We start from the raw sequence: 21172 nt of genomic DNA, 5'->3' as shown, positions 1-21172 counted from the left end.
CAGGAGATGCCCGTGGGTTCCATCAATACCAGCGGTCTGGCCGCCCAACCGCGCCCGGCCGCCGCGTCCGGCGGGTTCGACGTGCTCGTGGTCGGTGCCGGCTTTGCCGGCAGCGTGCTGGCCGAGCGGTTGGCCAGCCAGCTCGGACTGCGCGTGCTCGTGTGCGACAAGCGCCCACACATCGGCGGCAATGCCCACGACCGCTACGACGACGCCGGACTGCTCGTCCACCCCTACGGCCCGCACATCTTCCACACCAACTCGGCCGAGGTCTTCGACTACCTCTCGCGCTTCACCGAGTGGCGCCCCTACCAGCACCGCGTGCTCGCCAGCGTGGACGGCCAGCTGCTGCCCATGCCCATCAACCTCGACACCGTCAACCGCCTCTACGGCATGAACCTCACGGCGCAGCAGATGGAGGCCTTCCTCGCCTCCATGGCCGAGAAGCTGGAGAGCGTGAAGACCTCCGAGGACATGGTGGTCAGCAAGGTCGGCCGCGACCTCTACAACAAGTTCTTCCGCGGCTACACGCGCAAGCAATGGGGGCTGGACCCCTCGGAGCTCGACGCCAGCGTCACCGCGCGCGTGCCCACCCGTTGTAACCGCGACGACCGCTACTTCACCGACACCTTCCAGGCCATGCCGCGCGCGGGCTACACCCGCATGTTCGAGCGCATGCTCGCGCACCCGAACATCAAGGTGATGCTCAACACCGACTACCGCGAGATCGAGCACGTCTTCCCGTGGCGGCACATGGTCTACACCGGCCCCATCGACGCCTACTTCGACTACCGCCACGGCAAGCTGCCCTACCGCAGCCTGCGCTTCGAGCACCAGACGCTGCCGCAGGAGCACTTCCAGAGCGTGGGCACCGTCAACTTCCCCAACGACTACGCCTACACCCGCGTGACGGAGTTCAAGCACCTCACCGGCCAGGCGCACGCGCAGACCTCCGTGGTCTACGAGTTCCCCTGCGACGAGGGCGACCCCTACTACCCCGTGCCGCGGCCGCAGAACGCCGAGCTCTACCGCCTCTACCAGGCCGAGGCCGAGCAGGTGCCCAACGTGAGCTTCGTGGGCCGGCTGGCGACCTACAAGTACTACAACATGGACCAGGTCGTGGCCCAGGCGCTCACCACCTTCCGCAAGCTCAAGGCGCAGCTCGGCGGCGAGGCCGCCGAGCCGGTGGCGCTGGCGCCCGAGACCCTTGTGCCTGCGGCTTCCACGGCCGCGGGCCGCACGCGGCGCGAAGCCTCCTTGCCGCACGCGCCGCTCAACGGCAGCGCTGCCACCTGACGCGATGGCCGGGCTGGAGCTGTGGGCCGCCCCCGAGGCGACCGTCAACCGCATAGGCGATCGCTACATCGACCAGCTCGAATGCAGCGGTTTCAACCACCGCCTGGACGACCTGGACCGGCTGGCCTCCTTGGGCGCCAGGCGTGTGCGCTTCCCCATCCTGTGGGAGCGCACCGAGCAGGCCGACGGCACGCTGGACTTCACGTGGGCCGACGCGCGCATGGCGCGGCTGCGCGAGCTTGGGCTGGAGCCCATCGTGGGCTTGCTGCACCACGGCAGCGGCCCGCGCCACACCAGCCTGCTGGACGACGCCTTCCCGGGCAAGCTCGCCGCCTTCGCCCGCGCCGTGGCCGAGCGCTACCCCTGGGCCACGCTGTGGACGCCGGTCAACGAGCCCGTCACCACGGCGCGCTTTTCAGGCCTCTACGGCATCTGGTATCCGCACCGCGCCGACGGCCGCAGCTTCGTGCGCGCCCTCATGAACGAGGTGATGGGCACGGCCGCGGCGATGCGCGCGCTGCGCGAGGCGCAGCCCGCGGCCCGCCTGGTGCAGACCGAGGACATAGGCTTCATCCACTCCACGCCGCCACTGCAGTACCAGGCCCGCCACGACAACGCCCGCCGCTGGCTGGCCCTGGACCTGCTGGCCGGCCGCGTGGACGAGCACCACCCCCTGCGCGGCTACCTGCTGGACCACGGCGCCACGCCGCGGGAGCTGGACGCGCTGCGCGAGGCCCCCGAGGCCGACATGCTCATCGGCGTGAACCACTACATCACCAGCGAGCGCTTCCTGGACCACCGGCTGGAGCGCTACCCGGCGCACCTGCACGGCGGCAACGGCCGCGACCGCTACGTGGACACCGAGGCCGTGCGCGTGCTGGGCGCGCACGTGGGCGGCTTCGAGGCGCGGCTGCGCGAGGTGGCGGCACGCTACCCCGGGCACGAGCTGGCCATCACCGAGGTCCACATCGGCTGTACCCGCGAGGAGCAGATGCGCTGGCTGGCGCAGGCCTGGAGCGCCGCCCAAGCGCTGCGCTCGCGCGGCGTCAAGCTGCGCGCGCTCACGCTGTGGGCGGCCTTCGGCACCTTCGACTGGGACAGCCTGCTCACCCGGCCGCGTGGCCACTACGAAAGCGGCGCCTGGGACGTGCGCGGCCCAACGCCGCGCGAAACCGCGCTGGCCGCCCTGGCGCGCGACCTGGCCGCCGGGCGCGAGCCCTCGCACCCGGTGCTGCAAGGCGCGGGCTGGTGGCATCGCGAGGAGCGCCACGTCTACCTGCCCCACGGCGAGGTGCAAAGCCGGCGCTGCGGCGGGCCACCCGTGCTCATCGTGGGCGCGCGCGGCACGCTGGGCCAGGCCTTCGCGCGGCTGTGCCGCCAACGCGGCCTGCCCTACCGGCTGCTGCGCCGCGAGGAGCTGGACATCACCCGCGGCGCAGCCGTGCGCGCGCTGCTGCAATCCAGCGGCGCTTGGGCCGTCATCAATGCCGCGGGCTACGTGCGCGTGGACGACGCCGAAGACGACCCGCGCCAGTGGCACGACAACGCCCTGGGGCCCATGGCGCTGGCGCGCGCCTGCGGCCATGCCGGCGTGCCGGTGCTCACCTTCTCCAGCGACCTCGTCTTCGACGGCCGCCAGCAGCGCCCCTACCGCGAGAGCGATCCCGTCAACCCGCTCAACGCCTACGGCCGCGCCAAGGCCCGCGCCGAGCGGGCGCTGGCGCGCGTGCCGGGCTCGCTGGTGGTGCGCACCAGCGCCTTCTTCGGCCCCTGGGACCGCCACAACTTCCTGCACCTGGGGCTGGAGCGGCTTGCGCGCGGCGAGACCTGGACGGCGCCGGACGACCAGATCGTCTCGCCCACGTATGTGCCCGACTTGGTCAACGCCTGCCTGGACCTGCTGGTGGATGGGCAGAAGGGGCTGTGGCACGTGGCCAACCGCGGCGCGCTGAGCTGGTACGCGCTGGCCTGCGCCGCGGCCGAGGCCGCCGGCCACCCGTGCGCACTGGTGCGTGCCGTGGACAGCGGCTCGCTGGGCCTGCGCGCCGCGCGCCCGCCCTACAGCGCCCTCACCAGCGAGCGCGGCGAGCTCACGCCGCGGCTGGAAGACGCGCTGCAGCGCTTCCTGGCCGAAGCCCCGCAGCGGCTGCACGAGGGCGCCCCGGCGCCGGCCTTCGGCCTGTAAGCGCCCTGGGCCACCGCGGCGGCGGGCTGGCCGCTTTTTTGCCGGACGCCCCGTTGATCCCGTGGCGCCGCGGCGATCCGGCGTCCGCCCAACGGCCGCTTTCGCGCACGTTCTAAACGCGGATCGCTTTCAACAGCGTGACAAACGCACTTTTTCGCGCGGTGTGCGAACAGCAAGCAACACCGTGACACCCGCAAGAAATTTCTAGTTACATTGAAGCCAAACGGCAAACCGCGCCTGGTCGCGGAGTGCTTTTTTGCCCGTCACACCACCACAGCGGGCAGCGGCTTGTCCATGTGCGGGCCGGCCTGTCCAAGCCCCAGGAGGACGACCATGCCGGCCTGTTTGCCGCCCGTTGCACGCCGCTGCCGCACTGAAGCTGCGCCGCGGTTTTCGTTGCCCGCCACGCTGGAGCGCGGACTATGAGCGCGCGCAACCCCATATCGCCCGCGCGCATGACCGTGGCGCAGCGCCTGTCACTGGCCTTCGGCCTGGTGGTGCTGGTGCTGCTGGCGGTGGCGGGCGCCTCGCTCTACACCGCGCTGAAGCTGGAAGACGCGGAACGCACCAACACCCGCACCGGGGAGGCCGCCACCACGGCCGACGACATGCTGCGCGACATGCTGGCCATGCAGGGCGGTGCGCGCGGCTTCCTGCTCAGCGGCGACGAGCGCTTCCTGGCCGCCTGGGACGATGGCCACAAGTCCTTCGAGAAGCACCTGGCCGGGGCACGCGCCCTGGTGGCCGACGAGCCGGCCCAGCTCAAGCGGCTGGAGGGCATGGACGCCCGCCGCGTCGAGTTCGAGAAGGTGATCACGCCGCTGCTCCAGGAACGCCGCGAGATCGCCTCCGGCAGGGGCCTGCTGGCCGACCTGGTGGGCACCTTCATGGAAGGCCTGGACCAGGCCGCCATGGACAACTTCCGCGCCGTGCACGATGAATTCGACAAGGCGCAGCGCGAGGCCGCGGCCGCCAGCATCGCCACGGCCCAGCGCACGCGCGGCATCAACATGGTCGTGCTCATCGCCGGGCCGCTGCTGGCCATAGGCCTGGCGGTGGGCCTGGGCGTGTGGATCACGCGCAGCATCACGCGGCAGCTCGGCGGCGAGCCCGAGGAAGCCACGCGCGTGGCGCGCGACATCGCCCAGGGCGACCTCTGCAGCGACGTGGCCCGCCACGGCGCGGCCGAGGGCAGCCTCATGGCCGCCATGGCCGCCATGCGCGCGCAACTGGTGAGCACCGTGGGCGAAGTGCGCCGCAACGCCGAGGGCGTGGCCTCCGCCAGCGCCCAAATCGCCCAGGGCAACCACAACCTGAGCCAGCGCACCGAGCAGCAGGCCACGGCGCTGCAGCAGACCGCCGCCTCCATGGACGAGCTCGGCAGCACCGTGCGCCACAACGCCGACAACGCGCAGCAGGCCAACCAGCTCGCCCAGGGCGCCTCGGACGTGGCCGTCAAGGGCGGCGCGGTCGTGGCGCAGGTGGTGGACACCATGCGCGGCATCGAGGAGAGCTCGCGCAAGATCGCCGACATCATCAACGTCATCGACGCCATCGCCTTCCAGACCAACATCCTGGCCCTGAACGCCGCGGTGGAAGCCGCGCGCGCCGGCGAGCAGGGCCGCGGCTTCGCCGTGGTGGCCGGCGAGGTGCGCACCCTGGCGCAGCGCAGCGCCACGGCGGCCAAGGAGATCAAGGGCCTGATCACCGACAGCGTCAGCCGCGTGGACCAGGGCTCGGCACTGGCCGACCAGGCCGGCCACACCATGGAAGAAGTCGTGGCCGCCATCAAGCGCGTCACCGACCTCGTGGGCGAGATCAGCCACGCCAGCGTCGAGCAAAGCCAGGGCGTGGCCCAGGTGGCCGAAGCCGTCAGCGGCATGGACCGCGCCACGCAGCAGAACGCCGCGCTGGTGGAGGACAGCGCCGCCGCCGCCGAGCGGCTGCGCACCCAGGCCCAGCACCTGGTGGAGGCGGTGGCGGTGTTCCGCCTGGACGGCGGCGCGCAGTCCTTCGCCTACGGCGCGCCCACGGCCCCGGCGGCGGCCTACACGCCCATGGCGCCCTCCACGACGCCATACGCGACCAAGGCCAGGCCGGACGCGCCGGCACCCCGGGCCTCACGCCTGGCCCCGCCCGCGCAGCCTGCCCTGCCGGCCGGCCGCGACACGCCGTCGCCCCGCGCCATGCAAAGCGACGACAGCGCGGAGTGGACCTCGTTCTGACCCCGGCCGCCGTCTGAGCCCCGGCCCGCCGGGCCGCAGCGCCGCCAGCCCCCGCCGCCAGCACGGCCACGGAGCTGGCGGTTTTTTTTCGTCTCATGCGCATCTCATGCACACAGAAAATCCAAGCATGAAAACATCAGACATTTGTCAAGAGGTAAAACACAAGTGTTACTAAGCTTGATGTAAAGTTCTGTGACTAGATTGCATCGGATCGCACGCACCCCCGTCGCATCCCATGAAACTCGTGAATTTCCGCATTGGCCAGCGCTTGGCCGCCGCTTTTGGCGTGATCGTGGCCATGGCGCTGGCTTCAGCCGCGCTGGGCGTCCACCAGCTCGCCCGCATACAGGACAACCTGGACCGCGTCGTCGAGGACAGCAACGTGAAGATCGCGCTGTCGCACGAGATGAACGACGCCATCCACCGGGTGCTGCGCTCCATGCGCACGCTCATGCTGCTGGAGGACAAGGCCGCTGTGGAGGCCGAGGTGACGCGCATCGCCGAGTACCGCAGCGCCTACGACGCGGCACGCCAGGCGCTGGACGCGCTGCCCGCCGACGAGGAGATCAAGGCCCGCTTCGCGCAGGTGGACGAGGCGCGCAACGCCACGCGCGGCATCAACACCCAGGTGGTGCAACTGGCGCTGGCCGGCCAGCGCCAGGAGGCCCTGGCGCTGCTGCTGACCGAGTCGCAGCCGCGCACGCAGCGCTGGCAGGACCTGCTGCAGGACAGCATCCGGCTGCAGGAGGCGGCCAATGCGCACAGCAACGCCCAGGCGCGCGAGGCCTACGCCTGGGCGCGCAACGAGCTCGTGAGCGGCGCGCTGCTGATGCTGGCGGCCTCGGTGCTGCTGGCCTGGCGCATCACGCGCTCCATCACCGTGCCGCTGCGCCGCGCCTGCGAAGTGGCGCTGCGCGTGGCCGAGGGTGACCTGACCCAGGGCGTGCGGGCCGAGGGCCGCGACGAGGCCGCGCAGCTCCTGGGCGCGCTGGCTGTCATGGAGGATCGCCTCACCAGCACCGTGGCCCACGTGCGGCGCAACGCCGAGGGCGTGGCCACGGCCAGCGCCCAGATCTCGCAGGGCAACCTGGACCTGAGCCAGCGCACCGAGGAGCAGGCCTCCTCGCTGCAGCAGACCGCCGCCTCCATGGACCAGCTCGGCGGCGCCGTGCGCCACAACGCCGACACCGCGCAGCAAGCCAACCAGCTCGCGCAGGGCGCCTCGGACGTCGCCGTCCAGGGCGGCCAGGTCGTGGCGAAGGTGGTGGACACCATGCGCGGCATCGAGGAAAGCTCGCGCCGCATCGCCGACATCATCGGCGTCATCGACGGCATCGCCTTCCAGACCAACATCCTCGCGCTCAACGCCGCGGTGGAAGCGGCACGCGCCGGCGAGGCCGGCCGCGGCTTCGCCGTGGTGGCCGGCGAGGTGCGCGCCCTGGCGCAGCGCAGCGCGGGGGCCGCGCGCGAGATCAAGGACCTCATCGGCGTGAGCGTGCAGCGCGTGGGCGAAGGCTCGGCGCTGGCCGACCAGGCCGGGCAGACCATGCAGGACGTGGTCAGCGCCATCAAGCGCGTGACGGACCTCATGGGCGAGATCAGCCACGCCAGCCTGGAGCAAAGCCAGGGCGTGTCCCAGGTCGGCGAGGCCGTGGGCCAGATGGACCGCGTCACGCAGCAGAACGCCGCGCTGGTGGAGGAAAGCGCCGCCGCGGCCCAAAGCCTGAGCTCGCAGGCGCAGCGCCTGGTGGAGGCGGTGGCGGTGTTCCGCCTGGCGCAGCACGCACCGGCGCTGGCGGCGGCCTGAGCCGCCGGCGCGGCCCCGCGCGGGCCGCGCCGAACGCCTCAGCGCGGCACGACGAAGGTGGTCTTTTCGCTCACGGCCTGCCGGCTGCCGTCCGGCAGCAGCCGCGAGACTTCGATCACCACGGGGCTGGAGCGGCCCTGCCGCTGCATCGCCTCTTCGGCCGGCAGCTGCAGCCGCAGCGGCAGCGAGCCGATCTGCGCGGGCGCCACCTCCAGCTCGGCCGGGCCCACCAGCATGAGGCCGGGCAGCCCGCTGGCGCTCACGCTGAAGCGGCCCGCGCTCTCGGAGCCGTTCATGAGCTGCAGCCGGTAGACGTTCTCCACGCGGCCGTCCTCGACCTGGCGGGCCAGGATGTTGCGGTCCTTGATCAGGTCCACGTGGAAGGGGCTGCGCAGCGCCAGGCTGGCCACGAAGGCGATGCCCACGGCCGCCAGCAGCGCGCCGTAGATGAGCACGCGCGCTCGCAGCACGCGCTTGAACATCTGCCCGCGCGAGAGCTTTTGCGTCACGCCGTTCTCGGTGGAGTAGCGGATGAGCCCCTTGGCGTAGCCCATCTTGTCCATCACGCCGTCGCAGACGTCGATGCACGCGGCGCAGCCAATGCACTCGGCCTGCAGCCCGTTGCGGATGTCAATGCCCGTTGGGCAGACCTGCACGCACAGCCCGCAGTCGATGCAGGAGCCCAGGCCCATGGCCTTGGGGTCGGCCTTCTTGGAGCGCGAGCCGCGCGGGTCGCCCCGGCCCGCGTCGTAGGTGATGATCATCGAGTCGCGGTCGATGAGCGCGCTCTGGAAGCGGGCGTAGGGGCACATGTAGCTGCACACCTGCTCGCGCATGAAGCCGGCGTTGCCCCAGGTGGCAAAGCCGTAGAACAGCACCCAGAACGCCTCCCAGCCCGTGAGGCTGGCCGTGGCCAGCTCGGCCGCGAGCGTGCGTATGGGCGTGAAGTAGCCGACGAAGGTGAACCCGGTGACGAGGGCGATGGCAATCCAGGCCACGTGCTTGCTGCCCTTGCGCAGCAGCTTCTGGCCGCTCCAGGGCGCCTTGTCCAGCTTCATGCGGGCGATGCGGTCGCCCTCGGCCTTGCGCTCCACCCACATGAAGATCTGCGTGTAGACCGACTGCGGGCAGGCGTAGCCGCACCACAGCCGCCCGGCCACGGCGGTGAAGAAGAACAGGCCCAGGGCCGAGAGCACCAGCAGCGCGGTGAGGTAGATGAGGTCCTGCGGATGCAGCACCAGGCCGAAGAGGAAGAAGCGGCGTTGCTCCAGGTCGAACAGCAGGGCCTGGCGGCCGTTCCACTGCAGCCAGGGCGCGCCGTAGAAGAAGAGCTGCGTGAGCCACACCATCACCCAGCGCCAGCGCGCAAACCAGCCGTCCACGGACTTGGGATAGATCTTGGCCTGCTTCTGGAAGAGGGACGCCGGCTGTATCGGAATGACGGTGGGGCTCTTGCTCACGGGGACTGCCTTCAGAGATGCGCGCGCAATGTATCTTTGTATGGATGCCGCAGCGTCCCGCCCGGCGTTGCGCGCACCGCGGCGGCGTGACGACTTGCCGCCCGCCCGGCGGCAAAGGCACTAGTGCGAAAGAACTAGCCCGGCACGGGCACGGCCGGGAGGGCGCGCACCAGGCGTATGGGCTGCGGCGCGGCGGCACCGGTGCCGGGCAGCACGTCGGCCAGGCAATGGGCGTCCAGGTGCTGCATGAAGCGCTGCAGCGCGCCGTCGAGCACGCCGGTGAGCGCGCAGCGGCCGTGCAGCAGGCAACCCGACGGCGCCTCGGCCGCGGCCGCGTCCAGGCACTCGACCAGGGCGAAGTCGCTTTCCATGCAGCGCACCACGGTGCCCAGCGGGATGTCCTGCGGCGGCCTGGCCAAGCGCATGCCGCCGCCCTTGCCGCGCACGGTCTCCAGCCAGCCGCCCAGGGCCAGGCGGTGCGTGACCTTCATGAGGTGGGCCTCGGAGATGCCGTAGGCGCGCGCCACCTCGGCGATGGTGCAAAGGCGGTTCGGGTTCTGCGCCACGTGCAGCAGCAGCCGCAGGGCGTAATCGGTCATGGCGGTCAGTCGCATGGCGTCATCCTGCCTTGCCGTCCAGGCGCGCGCGGGTGAGCGCGCTCCAGTAGCGCACGGCGTAGAGGCCGAAGCCCGCGCTCCACAGCGCGGCCGAGCACCACAGCGCGTGCACGTACAGCGCCGGCCACAGCAGCGGCAGGCCCACGCGCACGGCGCCGGCGGCCAGCACCAGCGCGTAGCAGGCGACGTCGAAGCGGTCGGCCCGCAGCGCGCGCCCGGTGTGGCCGCGGGCGGTGCGGGTCATCATGGCGATGGTCAGGCCGCCGATGGCGCCCACCGTGAGCGCGTGCGTGGCGAAGGTGCTGGGCAGCAGGTCCAGCGCCGTGGCCGCGCGCAGCGCCAGGTGCAGCGGAATCCACAGGTAGGCCGCGTGCAGCGCCCACACCAGCGGCACGCGCCGGGTCAACAGCGGCTGCCACAGCAGCAGCCGCGCGCCGTGCAGCAGTGCGGCGGCCGCGGCGATGGCGAACACCACCACGCCGGAAAGGCCCAGCGCATCGGCCGCCAGCAGCGCCAGCAGCGTGCCCAGGGCACCCTGCTCCACGCGCGGATGGCGCACGGCCTTCACGCCCGGCACGCCGTTGTTGGTGAACATCGGGATCACCCGGCCGCCCATGACGGCCATCATGAACAGCACCACGTCCAGCGCCACCTGTATGCCGGCCCAACCCGGCAGCGGGCTGAAGCCCAGCCGCTCGGCGTGCACCAGGCCCGCGCCCAGGGCCATCACCACCAGCAGGGCGGCGAAAAAGTAATTGCGCTGGTTCTTGCCGCGGCGCAGCGCCTGGAACAGCGCCCAGGCCGACAGCAATGGGAAAGCCACGTTGGCCACGGCTGCGGCCCAGGCCCAGGGCGTGAGCAGCAGCACGCGCGCTGTAAACCACAGCGCGGCCAGTGCCATGAGGCCAGCGCCGCTGGGCGTGTCCTGCCCCGCCCAATTGCGCCCGGCGGTGAAGAGAAAGCCCACCACCACGGCCAGCGTGAAGCCGAACACCATCTCGTGCGCGTGCCACAGCGGCCCGGGCAGGTAGGGGTGCGGCAGCAGCCCCGTGGACTGCAGCGCCCACAGCGCGATGGACAGCGCCGCGAACGCGCTGGCCAGCAGGTAGAAGGGCCGGAAGCCCAGCGCCCACAGGGCGAAGCCGGGCGGACGCGGCGCGGGCGCGGCGCCGCGCGGCGCCTGCTCCAGTTGCATGATCCTCTTCATGAGCGGGCTCTTTCCATGGCGCGCCAGCGCAGCGCGGCGCGCACCATCACCAGGGCGAACAGCGCCATGGCCATTGCGTTGAGCACGGCGCCCGTTGGGCGCCATGCGGGGCCGGCCAGGCGCAGCACGAGCGAGGCGTGCAGCAGCGCCAGCGGCAGGTAGAAGGCGGCATCGAACTGCACCTTGATGCGCGCCACGGCGGGCAGGATCACGGGGGCATGCCCCATGACCATGCAGAAAATGAACCCCAGGCCCAGCGCGTGCAGCGCCGCGTCGCGGCTGGCCCAGCCCAGCGACAGGCCCAGCCAGGCCACGCCGGCCACGGCCAGCCAGGCGTAGCCGCCCAGCAGGCACAGCGCCATGTAGCGGGTGAGCCCCTTGGCGCGCACCGTCTGGCGCGCGATGTCGAAGCTCATGAACCACAGCGCCAGCGCCACCAGCGCCACGCCGAAGAGCGCGCTCCACAGCGCGGCGCCGGCCAGCAGCGCGCACAGCACGGCCACCAGCAGGGGCTGCGCCGCGGCACGGCGGCGCATGAGCCGCGTCATCTCCAGCCGCTCCGCGGCGATGGTGATGACGAGGAAGGCGAACCACGAGGCCAGCATGGCGTCGTCGTGCAGCCCAACGGTCAGGCGCACGTTGCCCGTGAGCCAGGCCAGCGCCGACACCAGCAGCACGATGGTGTGCGGCGCGGCCTGCCGGTGGACGATGGCGAGGTTCACGCCCGTGAAACCCAGCGCCGCGGCGGTGAACGCCAGCGCGCCGGCTTGCGGCCAGCCCGCCAGCAGCGCCAGGCCGCCGGCCAGGGCCAGGAGCGGCACGGCGAAGGCCGCGCGCGCCTTGAGCGCCACGGCCCGCTCCAGGCTGACCACGGCGCCGAAGAAGCCGCAAATCATCAGCGCCGCGTGCTGCGCGGCGGCCTGGCCGACCAGCACGCCGCCGCCCACGGGCAGCCCCGCGCGCAGCAGCCCGCCGGCCACGGCCAGCAGCAGCAGCGACGCGAGCAGCGGCACCAGCAGCAGGCGGCCCACGCGCAGCGCGCGCGAGGGGCCGGGCTTGCCGGCGCTGCCGCGGCGGCGGGGTTTGGGCAGGACGGCGGCCATGGCGGGGCAGCCTTTCATCACCAGCGCATGAAGCGTCGTGCGCTTTCGCTCATGCGCTCAGGCGTCCACGGCGGCTCGTAGGTGATTTCCACTTCCAGCGGCAGCGCCGCGGGCAGCACCCGGTCGAGCTCGTCCTGCACGTCCTCGACGATGACGTCCGTCACCGGGCAGGCCGCGGAGGTCATGGTCATGAGCACGTGCACGCCCTCCTGCGTGACGCGCACGCGGTAGATCAGGCCCACGTCCACGATGGACAGGGCCACCTCCGGGTCCACCACGCGGCGCAGCGCCTGCGTGACGGGCCCGCGCAGGGCCTCGTCGCCCTCGTAGTCGAAGCGCGGCGCGGCGTCCGCGCCCTGCCCTGCGGTGTCCATGTCAGCCTCCGCAGCAGCCGCCGCAGCAGTGGTCGCGCCGCGCCAGCTTGGTGATGTGCACGCGCCAGGCGGCGGGTCCGCTTTCCACGGCGGTCCAGGTGAAGAGGTTGGGCACCAGGGCGTCGAACTGGCGGCGCAGCGGCTGCGGGTCGTGGTCGTTGACCAGCTCCAGCGTGCCGTCCGCGCCCAGCGCGTCGAAGCTGGAGAACACGCGCAGGTGGCGCTCCTGCGGCGGCAGGCTGCGCAGGTCCAGGGAAACGGCTGAAGGCATCGGGATTTCCAAAGATGTACGAAAGATGCATCTATGGTGCCGGCCGCCCTCCCCGAGCTCCTTGACTTAGCGCAAACCGGGCCTTTTGGACGGGGCCGTGCCGCCGCGGCGTGGACAATGCGCCCCCTTGCGCCGCGACGGCGGCGCGCCGGAAGTCCTTTCCCCCGTCCCTATTTTTCTGGTCCTGGCCCATGTTCAAGAACCTGCATCTGCTGCGCATCGCCCCCGGCTGGAACGCCGACGCGGCGCAGGCCGAGGAGCGCCTGGCGCGCGAACCCTTCACGCCTTGCGGCGCCACGCAACCGGAGAGCGCCGGCTGGGTGCCGCCGCGCGGCACGCCGCACGCGCCGCTGCTGGAGGTGGTGCAGGGCCAGTGGCTGCTGGCGCTGATGACGGAGCGCAAGATGCTGCCGGGCTCGGTGGTCAAGGAGCGCAGCGAGGAGATCGCCGTCCGCCTGGAGCAGGAGCGCGGCTACAAGCCGGGCCGGCGCGAGGCCAAGGAGATCAAGGAGCAGGCCACGCAGGAGCTGCTGCCCCTGGCCTTCACCAAGCGCGCGCGCACGCTGGTGTGGATAGACCCGAAAGCCGGGCTGCTGTGCGTGGACGCCGGCGGCACGGCGCAGGCCGACGCGGTGGTGAGCCTGCTGGTCAAGGCGCTGGACGGTTTCAACGTGCTGCCCCTGCAGGCCAAGCAGTCGCCGGCCGGGTGCATGGCGGCGTGGCTGGCCGAAGGCGAAGCGCCGGCGGGCTTTTTCCTGGACCGCGAGTGCGAGCTGAAATCGGCCGACGAGATGCGCTCGGTGGTGCGCTACGCACGCCACGCGCTGGACACCGATGAAGTGAAGCAGCACATCGCCGCGGGCAAGCGGCCCACGCGGCTGGCGCTGTCCTGGGGCGAGCGCGTGGCCTTCACGCTCACCGAGGGGCTGCTGCTCAAGAAGATAGAAATCCTGGACGTGGCCCTGGAAGGCCGCGACGGCGTGGCCGAGGACGAGGCTTTCGATGCCGACGCGGCCATTGCCACCGGCGAGCTGCGCGGGCTCATTCCCGACCTGCTGGAAGCGTTGGGCGGCGAGCAGGACGGCACGGAGGGTGCCGCCGCGGCGCCCACGCCGGCCCCGGTGGCGGCCCCAGCCCCGGCCGTACCGGCCACCGCCGTGGCGAGCAGCGACGAGGCACCCTGGTAAGCCGTTGAGCGGGGCCCACGGGCGCGGCGCTTGCCGCCCCCGCTGGGCATGAGACACGACCCTGCCCTGGACCCGGTGCGCCGCGCCGCGCGGCCGCTGGACGACCTCGACGACGTGGGCGCCATCGCCCGCGCCGCGGCCAATGCCCACATCGTGCTGCTGGGCGAGGCCTCGCACGGCACGCGCGAGTTCTACGCGCTGCGCGCGGCCATCACGCGAGAGCTCATCGAGCGCCACGGCTTCGACGGCGTGGCGCTGGAGGCGGACTGGCCCGACATGCTGCGCGCCCACCGCTGGGTGCAGGGCGGCCTGCAGGACGCCAACGCGCGCCAGGCGCTGGAGAACTTCAAGCGCTTTCCGCAATGGATGTGGCGCAACCGCGAGTTCCTGCGCCTGGTGCAGTGGCTGCGCAGCTACAACGACCTGCAGCCCATGCACAAGCGCGCCGGGCTTTACGGCCTGGACCTCTACAGCCTGCACGGCTCGGTGCAGGCGGTGCTCACCTACCTGGAGGCGCACGAGCCGCACATGGTGGACGAGGCGCGCCGGCGCTACGGCTGCTTCGACCACTTCCTGGAAGAGCCCCAGCGCTACGGCCAGGCCCTGCACTTCGGCCTGAGCGAGGGTTGCCAGCGCGAGGTGCTGCAACAGTTGCAGGCGCTCATGGCCGAGTCCGCTCGGCAGACCATGGGCGGCAGCGCGGCCGACGAGCTGTTCCACGCCCAGCTCAACGCGCTGGTGGTGCGCAACGCCGAGCGCTACTACCGGCTCATGTTCCAGGGCTCCACGGCCTCGTGGAACCAGCGCGACCGCCACATGCACCAGGTGCTGGAGCGCGTGCGCGAGCACCTCACCCGCACCCGCGGCCACCCGGCGCGGCTGGTGGTGTGGGCGCACAACTCGCACCTGGGCGACGCGCGGGCGACGGAGTTCGGCGGCCTGGGACAGCTCAACCTGGGCCAGCTCGTCCGCGAAGCCGCCGCCCCCGCCGAAAGTTTTACGCTGGGCTTCAGCACGGACCATGGCAGCGTGGCGGCCGCCCCGGACTGGGACGAGCCGGTGCAGTTCATGCGCGTGACGCCCGCGCGGGCCGACAGCTGGGAAAGCCTGCTGCACGACACGGGGCTGGACCTCTTCCTGCTGCCGCTGCAAGGTGAGGACGTGCAGCGGCTGCTGGCCCCGCCGCGGCTGCAGCGCGCCATCGGCGTGATCTACCGGCCGGACACCGAGCGGCAAAGCCACTACTACGACGCCTCGCTGTCGCAGCAGTTCGACGCCGTGCTGCACGTGGACCGCAGCCACGCCCTGCACCCGCTGGACGGCGCCGCGCCGCCGCAGCTGCTGGAGGAGCCGGAAACCTTCCCCAGCGGCCTTTGAGCCGCGCTGCGGACGCCTGGCCCGCACGCCGGATGCGTGGGGATTACCCCGCCCTACAGGGCTAATCCCGGCAGCCGCCATCAAGCGGAATTTGAAAATCGGCGGTACTTCGGTGCACCCCGGCGCGCGGCACATGGCTTGCCGCCGGGGTGGTTCAGCAACACACGGCCGCTGCGCCACAGCAAACCCCAGGAGGTACCCATGTCCGCCCTGACCCCCGAACAACTGCAGGCGCTGCAGGCGCTGCTCTCACAGCGCGAAGCCGAGCTGGGCGCCGAGCTGCGCGAGGCGCGTGAGGCGCGCGAGGAGCGGCCCAGCGCGCAAGGCCCGCAGGTGGACGACCAGGTGGCGCAGGGCGAGGAGCGCCTGCGCACGGGCCTGGAGCACATCGAGATGGAGCGCGACCAGCTGGAGCTGCGCGACATCGACGACGCGCGCACCCGCCTGGCCGACGGCAGCTACGGCGAATGCGTGGACTGCGGCTGCGACATCCCCTACGAGCGGCTGCACGCGCAGCCCACGGCCGCGCGCTGCGTGGACTGCCAGGAGCGCTGGGAAAAGACGCACGAGACGGTGCCGCGGTACACGGCCTGAGTTCGGCTGAAGTTCGGCCTGAGACCGGCGCCATGCCGGTCCCGCCGCGGCCTGCGCGGCCTGGGCGCTTTCGCCCAACTTTTTTCACCCCCCGGGTGAACCCGGGCGCCCCCAGCCGCTCTACCTTTTTCCTGCGACTTCCCATCCCCTGAACAAGCGCTCCCCGGCCAGGGCGGCGCGCCGTGCTTTTCCCATGAAGCGCGGCGCCCGCGCGTGGCCGCCAGGCGCACCGACCACACTGCCGATGCACGCACCCGTCCCCCTCATTGCCACCCTCGCCGCCGCCTTTGCCCTCTCGCTTTTGCTGGGCTTCCTGGCCGTGCGCCTGAAACTGCCCGCGCTGGTGGGCTACCTGGCCGCGGGCATCCTGCTGAGCCCGGCCACGCCGGGCTACGTGGCCGACATGAAGCTCGCCGCCGAGCTCGCCGAGATCGGCGTGATGCTGCTCATGTTCGGCGTGGGCCTGCACTTCTCGCTGGACGACCTCATGGCCGTGCGCCGCATCGCCGTGCCGGGCGCGGCGCTGCAGATCGCCGTGGCCACGGCCATGGGCGCGGGTGTCGCATTGAGCTGGGGCTGGAACTTGGGCGGCGCGCTGGTGTTCGGCCTGGCGCTGTCGGTGGCCTCCACCGTGGTGCTGCTCAAGGCGCTGGAGGCGCGCGGGGTGCTGGACAGCGTCAACGGCCGCATCGCGGTGGGCTGGCTGGTGGTGGAGGACCTGGTGATGGTGCTCGTCCTGGTGCTGCTGCCGGCGCTGTCGCCGCTGCTCGGCGGCGCGGCCGACACGGACGGTGCCCACGCCGGCGAGGCCCTGTGGCTCACGCTCGTGCGCACGCTGCTGGCCGTGGGTGCCTTCGTGGCGCTGATGCTGGTGGTGGGCCGGCGCTTCTTCCCCTGGCTGATGTGGCAGGTGGCGCGCACGGGCTCGCGCGAGCTGTTCACGCTCAGCGTGGTGGCGGCGGCCGTGGGCATCGCCTTCGGCGCGGCGCAGCTCTTTGGCGTGAGCTTCGCGCTGGGGGCCTTCTTCGCCGGCATGGTGCTGCGCGAGTCCTCCTTGAGCCACCGCGCCGCCCACGAAAGCCTGCCGCTGCGCGACGCGTTCTCGGTGCTGTTCTTCGTCTCGGTGGGCATGCTGTTCGACCCCATGGTGCTCGTGGAGCAGCCGCTGGCGGTGCTGGCGGTGGTGGCCATCATCGTGCTGGGCAAGTCCATCGCCGCGGCGGCGCTGGTGCTGCTGCTGCGCTACCCGCTGGGCACGGCGCTCACGGTGTCGGCCAGCCTGGCGCAGATCGGCGAGTTCTCCTTCATCCTGGCCGGACTGGGCATGCAGCTTGGGCTGCTGCCGGCCGAGGGGCAAAGCCTCATCCTGGCCGGCGCGCTCATCTCCATCGCGCTCAACCCGCTGGTGTTCTCCGCCATCGAGCCGGTGATGCGCTGGCTGCGCCAGCGCCCGGGCCTGCTGCAGCACCTGGAGCGCAGCGACGACCCGCTGTCGGAGCTGCCCATGGACACCGCCCACCAGTACCTGGAGAAGCAGGTGGTGCTGGTGGGCCACGGGCGCACGGGCCAGCGCATCGCCCACGCGCTGCGCGAGGCCGGCATCCCCTGCGTGGTGGCCGACGAGAACCGCGAGACCGTGGAGCGGCTGCGCGCCGAGGGCCTGCCCGCCGTGTGCGGCGACGCCACCGACGAGGCCACGCTCATCCAGGCCCACATCGCGCGGGCGCGCATGCTCGTCATCGCCGTGCCGCAGGCCGTGGACGTGCTGCCCATGGTGGAGACGGCGCGGCTGCTCAACCCGGACATCGAGGTCGTCCTGCGCGGCCACGACGAGGACGAGGCCGGCTTCCTGAAGCGCGCCCAAGCCGGCGCCGTGTTCTCGGCCGAGGAGGCCTTGGGCGAAGTCATGAGCGCCCACGTGCTGCAGCGCCTGCGCACCGCGCACTGAGGAGCCCGCGCGGGCCCGCCGCGGCACGGCCCTAACCCTGTCGGGTTTTTTTACAGTGGCGCCACCAAGCGCCCTGAAGTCCGCTGCAAGCGTTTGTCGCGAAACGGTTTTTTACATTTGGCACACCCCTTGCATGCGGGAGCGCGGCGTCCCATCGCGTCGCAAGAACCACCAATTTCCAGGGGTAAGCAAATGAAGAAGATCGCAGCCGCGCTTGCAGCCGTCGCTTTGTGCGCCGGCGCGCAAGCCGCCACCGTGTCCGACAGCTTCACCAACACGCTGCAGCACACGGACTTCACCAACCAGACCGGCACGCTGGACCTGTTCAACACCGCGCTGGGTACGCTGACGGGCGTGTCGCTGACGCTGTACGGCCAAAGCGTGACGGACCTGGTGCTGACCAACACGTCCAACTCGGTCTCCGAAGCCAGCGCCAGCACCCGCACCCGCCTGACCTTCTCCAGCAGCATCGGCGCGCTGAGCTCGCTGATCGGCGGCTCCTACAAGATCCAGCTGCTGCCCACCACCGACGACACGACGCTGAACCCCGGCCAGTCCGCGACGTTCAACGACGTCAGCGACAACAGCAGCTACGTCGTCACCGGCCTGAACGCCATCCTGTCGGCCTTCAACTCCTCCGCCGGCCACAACACCTTCACCATCAGCTGCTCCTCGGCCACGCGGCTGCTGACCTCGGTGTCCGGCGGTAACTCCGACGCCACCCAGAACACCGAAGCCGGCTGCGGCGCCTCGGTGGTCTACACCTACACGGCCGCCCCGACGCCGCATCCCACGCCCGAACCCGCCTCGCTGGCGCTGGTGGGCCTGGGCCTGGCCGGCGTGGGCGTTGCCCGCCGCAAGGCCAAGCGCGCCTGAAGCCGCGCGGGCTCCAGCCGGCCACGGCCGGCGTGAGCCTCACGCATGAAAAAGCCGGGGGAGGACCCCGGCTTTTTCTTTGGCGGCGCGCGCCGCGGTGTGTGGCCGCGCCGGCCTACTGCAGCGGGTAGCGGGCCAGGCGCTGCGCGTCGAGGATGCGTATGTCGCGCTTGTCCACCTCGATGAGCCCCACGGTTTCCAGCTCGCCCAGCACGCGCGAGAAGTATTCCGGCGTGATGGACAGCCGCGAGGCGATGGTGGCCTTGCTCACGGGCAGCGAGACGGTGGCCGTCGCGTCGCCCTCGCCGTCGCTGTGCTGCTCGCGCAGCAGGTAGCCGATGACGCGCTGCATGCCGCTGTGCAGCGCATAGGCCTCCACGTCGTTGATGAGCCCGTGCAGCCGCCGCGACATGCCCGCGAGCATGCGCAGCGCAAAGCGCGGGTCGCGCGAGATCTCGCCGAAGACGGCCTCCTTGCGCACGCCCAGCAGCAGCGAGTCGGCCAGTGCCGTGGCGTTGACGATGCAGGGCCGGTCGCTGAACACCAGCGCCTCGCCGAAGCTGTTGCTTGGGCCGACCAGCTCAATGACCTTTTCCTGCCCCGCCGGCGAGATGGCGTGCAGTTTCACTTGCCCGGTGACCACGACGTGGAAGGCCTCGCAGGGATCGCCGCAGCGGAACACCGGCTCGCCGCGCGCGTAGCGGCGCAGTTGGCAGCCCTCGGCCAGGTTCTGCAGCTCGGCGGGCCGCAGGTCGCTGAACAGCGGCAGCACCGACAGGTAGCGCGGGGTATCGAACTGGCGCAGGTCCATGGGGCTGTCTCCTGATGCTCGGGTTGTGGCGGCTTTGGGGGGCGGATTGTGGGTGGCGAAGGACGGCTTGGGCTTGATGGGAATCAAGCGAAAAGGCTTGCTTCGCTCAAGCCGCGGTGCGCTGCGCGTGAGCCTCCGGCCGGCACGCTTGTGCCCCAACCCGCGCAATGCTGCGCCCTCACAGGCGTCACCCGGCAAGGCCACCAGCCCTATCGGGTCAACGTCGCATACACCTGCGCCAGCCGCCCAACGAGCTCGGTGGCGCGATGCACCTGCGCGTAGCCCTTGGTGCCGAAGAGCATGGGCAGGTAGTCGTGGCCCTGGTCGTCGATGCTCACGCAAAAGGGCACCAGCCCGGCCGCGCGCGCAGCCTGCACGGCGTGGCGCGTGTCCTCCAGGCCGTAGCGGCCCTCGTACTGGTCCAGGTCGTTGGGCTTGCCGTCGGTGAGCAGCAGCAGCAGCCGCTGGCGCTCGCCGCGGCGCTGCAGCCGCTGCGTGGCCAGCCGTATGGCCGCGCCCATGCGCGTGTAGTAGCCCGGCTTGACGGCCCCCACCCGCGCGCGCGGCGCCGCGCCCCAGGGCTCGTCGAAGCCCTTGAGGCAGTGCATGCGCACGTGCTGGCGCCGCACCGAGCTGAAGCCCAGCATCTCGAAGGCATCGCCGCCGGCCGACAGCGCCTCGCCGAACACGAAGAGCGCGTCGCGGATCACGTCGATGATGCGCGCCTCGTTCGTTGCATAGGCATCGGTGGACAGGGAAAGGTCCGCCAGCAGCAGCGTGGCCAGGCTGCGCTCGGCCTTGACGCGGCGCGCGTGCACGGCCGGCGCCTCGCTGCGCGCGCCGGCGTCGGACTGCAGCCGCACCCAGGCGTCCAGGTCCAGCTCCTCGCCGCTGACCTCGCCGCGCTGCCAGCGCGGCGCCGCGCGCAGCAGCTCCAGGCGCCGTCGCACGCGCCGCGCCGTCGCCTTCAGGGCCGGCGGCGGCACGAAGGGCTCAGCGGGCCGCGACACCAGCATCTGCGCCGCGCAGTAGGCGGGGCGCAGCACGCCGGCCTTGTAGTCCCACTCCGGGAGCTGGATGCCCGGGCCCAGCGGGATGTCGTCCGCGCTGGCGCTGGGCAGGTCCAGGTCGAACTTCACCCGCGCGGCCAGCGTCTGGCCGTCGGGGGCGATGGACAGCTTCTCCATGTCGTTGGCCGCGGCCAGGGCGTTGCCGTCGTCGCTGTCGTCGTCGCCGCGGTTGACCTTGACGTGCTCGCTCCACGACAGCAGCGCCTCGGCGCGGAACACCAGCAGCAGGGGGTTGCCGTCGCGCTCGTCCACGGTGCGCTGGGCGGCGCGGCGCTTGGCATCGGTCACGCCGGGCGGGCGCTGGGCCTGCGGCTCGGCCTCGCCGGCGTCCGGGCGGGCGGGCGCGGCAGCAGCGCCGGCGGCGTGCTCCACCCACAACCACAGCGGCGACACCTCGCCCGGCAGCACCGGCGTGGCGGGCAGCGCCACGTCGCCGCCGTCCACGCTGGCGCGCAGCGCGGCCTGCACGGCGGCCTCGGCCTCGGCGGCCCGCCCTTTGAGGCGCTGCGGGCGCGGGCGCTGGGCGAGGTGGGCGTCCACCAGTTGGGCATGGCGTTCGCGCAGGCCCGGGAAGCGCTGCAGGGCCAGCCGCGTGGCGGCGAGGTTCAGGGCGATCCAGCCTTGGGCGGCGCCCTCCGGCGTGGCCGCGATCTCGTCCACCGCGGCCGACAGCGCGGCCAGCCACAGGTACAGGGCGCGGTTGAGCGCGGCCTCGGGGAACACGGCCAGGCGCGGCGGCAGCGCCAGCACTTCGCTGTCTCTTA

Annotated in this window: 17 protein-coding genes; 9 read left to right on the top strand and 8 right to left on the bottom strand. The window is 71.9% G+C overall.

What is annotated here, in order from left to right; all coding sequences use genetic code 11:
• Window positions 1–21: 21 nt before the first annotated feature.
• The 4 genes from glf to SM757_RS14325 all read left to right on the top strand — a co-directional run bounded on the left by glf (window position 22) and on the right by SM757_RS14325 (window position 7513).
• On the top strand, window positions 22–1296 hold the full coding sequence (gene glf, locus SM757_RS14340) for a UDP-galactopyranose mutase (protein WP_322466026.1): 1275 nt from the start codon (window positions 22–24) through the stop codon (window positions 1294–1296).
• A 4-nt stretch (window positions 1297–1300) separates the two neighbouring features.
• Complete coding sequence (locus tag SM757_RS14335) at window positions 1301–3481, top strand: family 1 glycosylhydrolase (protein WP_322465982.1); 2181 nt, start codon at window positions 1301–1303, stop codon at window positions 3479–3481.
• Window positions 3482–3903: 422 nt separating this feature from the next.
• On the top strand, window positions 3904–5706 hold the full coding sequence (locus tag SM757_RS14330; protein WP_322465981.1) for a methyl-accepting chemotaxis protein: 1803 nt from the start codon (window positions 3904–3906) through the stop codon (window positions 5704–5706).
• Window positions 5707–5941: 235 nt separating this feature from the next.
• Window positions 5942–7513 (top strand): methyl-accepting chemotaxis protein, encoded by a 1572-nt coding sequence (locus tag SM757_RS14325; RefSeq protein ID WP_322465980.1) that lies wholly within the window; start codon window positions 5942–5944, stop codon window positions 7511–7513.
• A 38-nt stretch (window positions 7514–7551) separates the two neighbouring features.
• On the opposite strand, the gene ccoG is transcribed toward SM757_RS14325, so the two are convergent.
• The 6 genes from ccoG to SM757_RS14295 form a co-directional block, all read right to left on the bottom strand.
• Window positions 7552–8973: a cytochrome c oxidase accessory protein CcoG gene (gene ccoG, locus SM757_RS14320; protein ID WP_322465979.1), complete on the bottom strand. Its 1422-nt coding sequence runs from the start codon at window positions 8971–8973 to the stop codon at window positions 7552–7554.
• 134 nt (window positions 8974–9107) lie between these two features.
• Entirely contained in the window at window positions 9108–9587 is a 480-nt protein-coding gene (locus SM757_RS14315) for an RrF2 family transcriptional regulator (protein ID WP_322465978.1), read from the bottom strand.
• 4 nt (window positions 9588–9591) lie between these two features.
• Window positions 9592–10797, bottom strand: a complete 1206-nt coding sequence (locus SM757_RS14310; protein ID WP_322465977.1) for an NnrS family protein — start codon at window positions 10795–10797, stop codon at window positions 9592–9594.
• A complete protein-coding gene (locus tag SM757_RS14305; protein WP_238455711.1) occupies window positions 10794–11900 on the bottom strand; it encodes a hypothetical protein in 1107 nt (368 codons plus the stop codon). Before SM757_RS14305 ends, SM757_RS14310 begins: the two co-directional genes overlap by 4 nt.
• Before the next feature lie 17 nt (window positions 11901–11917).
• Window positions 11918–12274: a metal-sulfur cluster assembly factor gene (locus SM757_RS14300; protein WP_066333717.1), complete on the bottom strand. Its 357-nt coding sequence runs from the start codon at window positions 12272–12274 to the stop codon at window positions 11918–11920.
• 1 nt (window position 12275) lies between these two features.
• Window positions 12276–12545, bottom strand: coding sequence for a DUF2249 domain-containing protein (locus SM757_RS14295; RefSeq protein ID WP_066333714.1), 270 nt, complete (start codon window positions 12543–12545; stop codon window positions 12276–12278).
• 191 nt (window positions 12546–12736) lie between these two features.
• Between SM757_RS14295 and SM757_RS14290 the strand changes: the two genes are divergently transcribed.
• From SM757_RS14290 to SM757_RS14270, 5 genes are all read left to right on the top strand, one after another.
• Window positions 12737–13732 carry a recombination-associated protein RdgC gene (locus tag SM757_RS14290; protein WP_322465976.1) on the top strand — a complete coding sequence of 332 codons (996 nt, stop codon included), beginning with the start codon at window positions 12737–12739 and terminating at the stop codon, window positions 13730–13732.
• 48 nt (window positions 13733–13780) lie between these two features.
• Window positions 13781–15109, top strand: a complete 1329-nt coding sequence (locus tag SM757_RS14285; RefSeq protein ID WP_322465975.1) for an erythromycin esterase family protein — start codon at window positions 13781–13783, stop codon at window positions 15107–15109.
• Between the two features lie 201 nt (window positions 15110–15310).
• Window positions 15311–15703 carry a TraR/DksA family transcriptional regulator gene (locus SM757_RS14280; protein ID WP_066333708.1) on the top strand — a complete coding sequence of 131 codons (393 nt, stop codon included), beginning with the start codon at window positions 15311–15313 and terminating at the stop codon, window positions 15701–15703.
• Between the two features lie 244 nt (window positions 15704–15947).
• Window positions 15948–17651 carry a YbaL family putative K(+) efflux transporter gene (gene ybaL / locus SM757_RS14275; protein WP_066333706.1) on the top strand — a complete coding sequence of 568 codons (1704 nt, stop codon included), beginning with the start codon at window positions 15948–15950 and terminating at the stop codon, window positions 17649–17651.
• A gap of 192 nt (window positions 17652–17843) precedes the next feature.
• The gene (locus SM757_RS14270) at window positions 17844–18527 is read left to right on the top strand and encodes a PEP-CTERM sorting domain-containing protein (RefSeq protein ID WP_066333704.1); all 684 of its coding nucleotides are present in this window, start codon (window positions 17844–17846) and stop codon (window positions 18525–18527) included.
• A gap of 115 nt (window positions 18528–18642) precedes the next feature.
• Here the strand turns inward: SM757_RS14270 and SM757_RS14265 are convergent, their stop codons facing one another.
• Together SM757_RS14265 and SM757_RS14260 are read right to left on the bottom strand one after the other, a co-directional pair.
• Window positions 18643–19338 carry a Crp/Fnr family transcriptional regulator gene (locus SM757_RS14265; protein WP_066333701.1) on the bottom strand — a complete coding sequence of 232 codons (696 nt, stop codon included), beginning with the start codon at window positions 19336–19338 and terminating at the stop codon, window positions 18643–18645.
• 209 nt (window positions 19339–19547) lie between these two features.
• The coding region (locus SM757_RS14260) for a nitric oxide reductase activation protein NorD (RefSeq protein ID WP_322465974.1) at window positions 19548–21172 on the bottom strand (1625 nt) is incomplete at its 5' end.

This window comes from Azohydromonas lata (assembly GCF_034427735.1).
Taxonomy (GTDB): domain Bacteria; phylum Pseudomonadota; class Gammaproteobacteria; order Burkholderiales; family Burkholderiaceae_C; genus Azohydromonas; species Azohydromonas lata.
The sequence above is the reverse complement of the archived record's forward strand: the minus strand, read 5'-3'. Positions and strand labels throughout refer to the sequence as shown.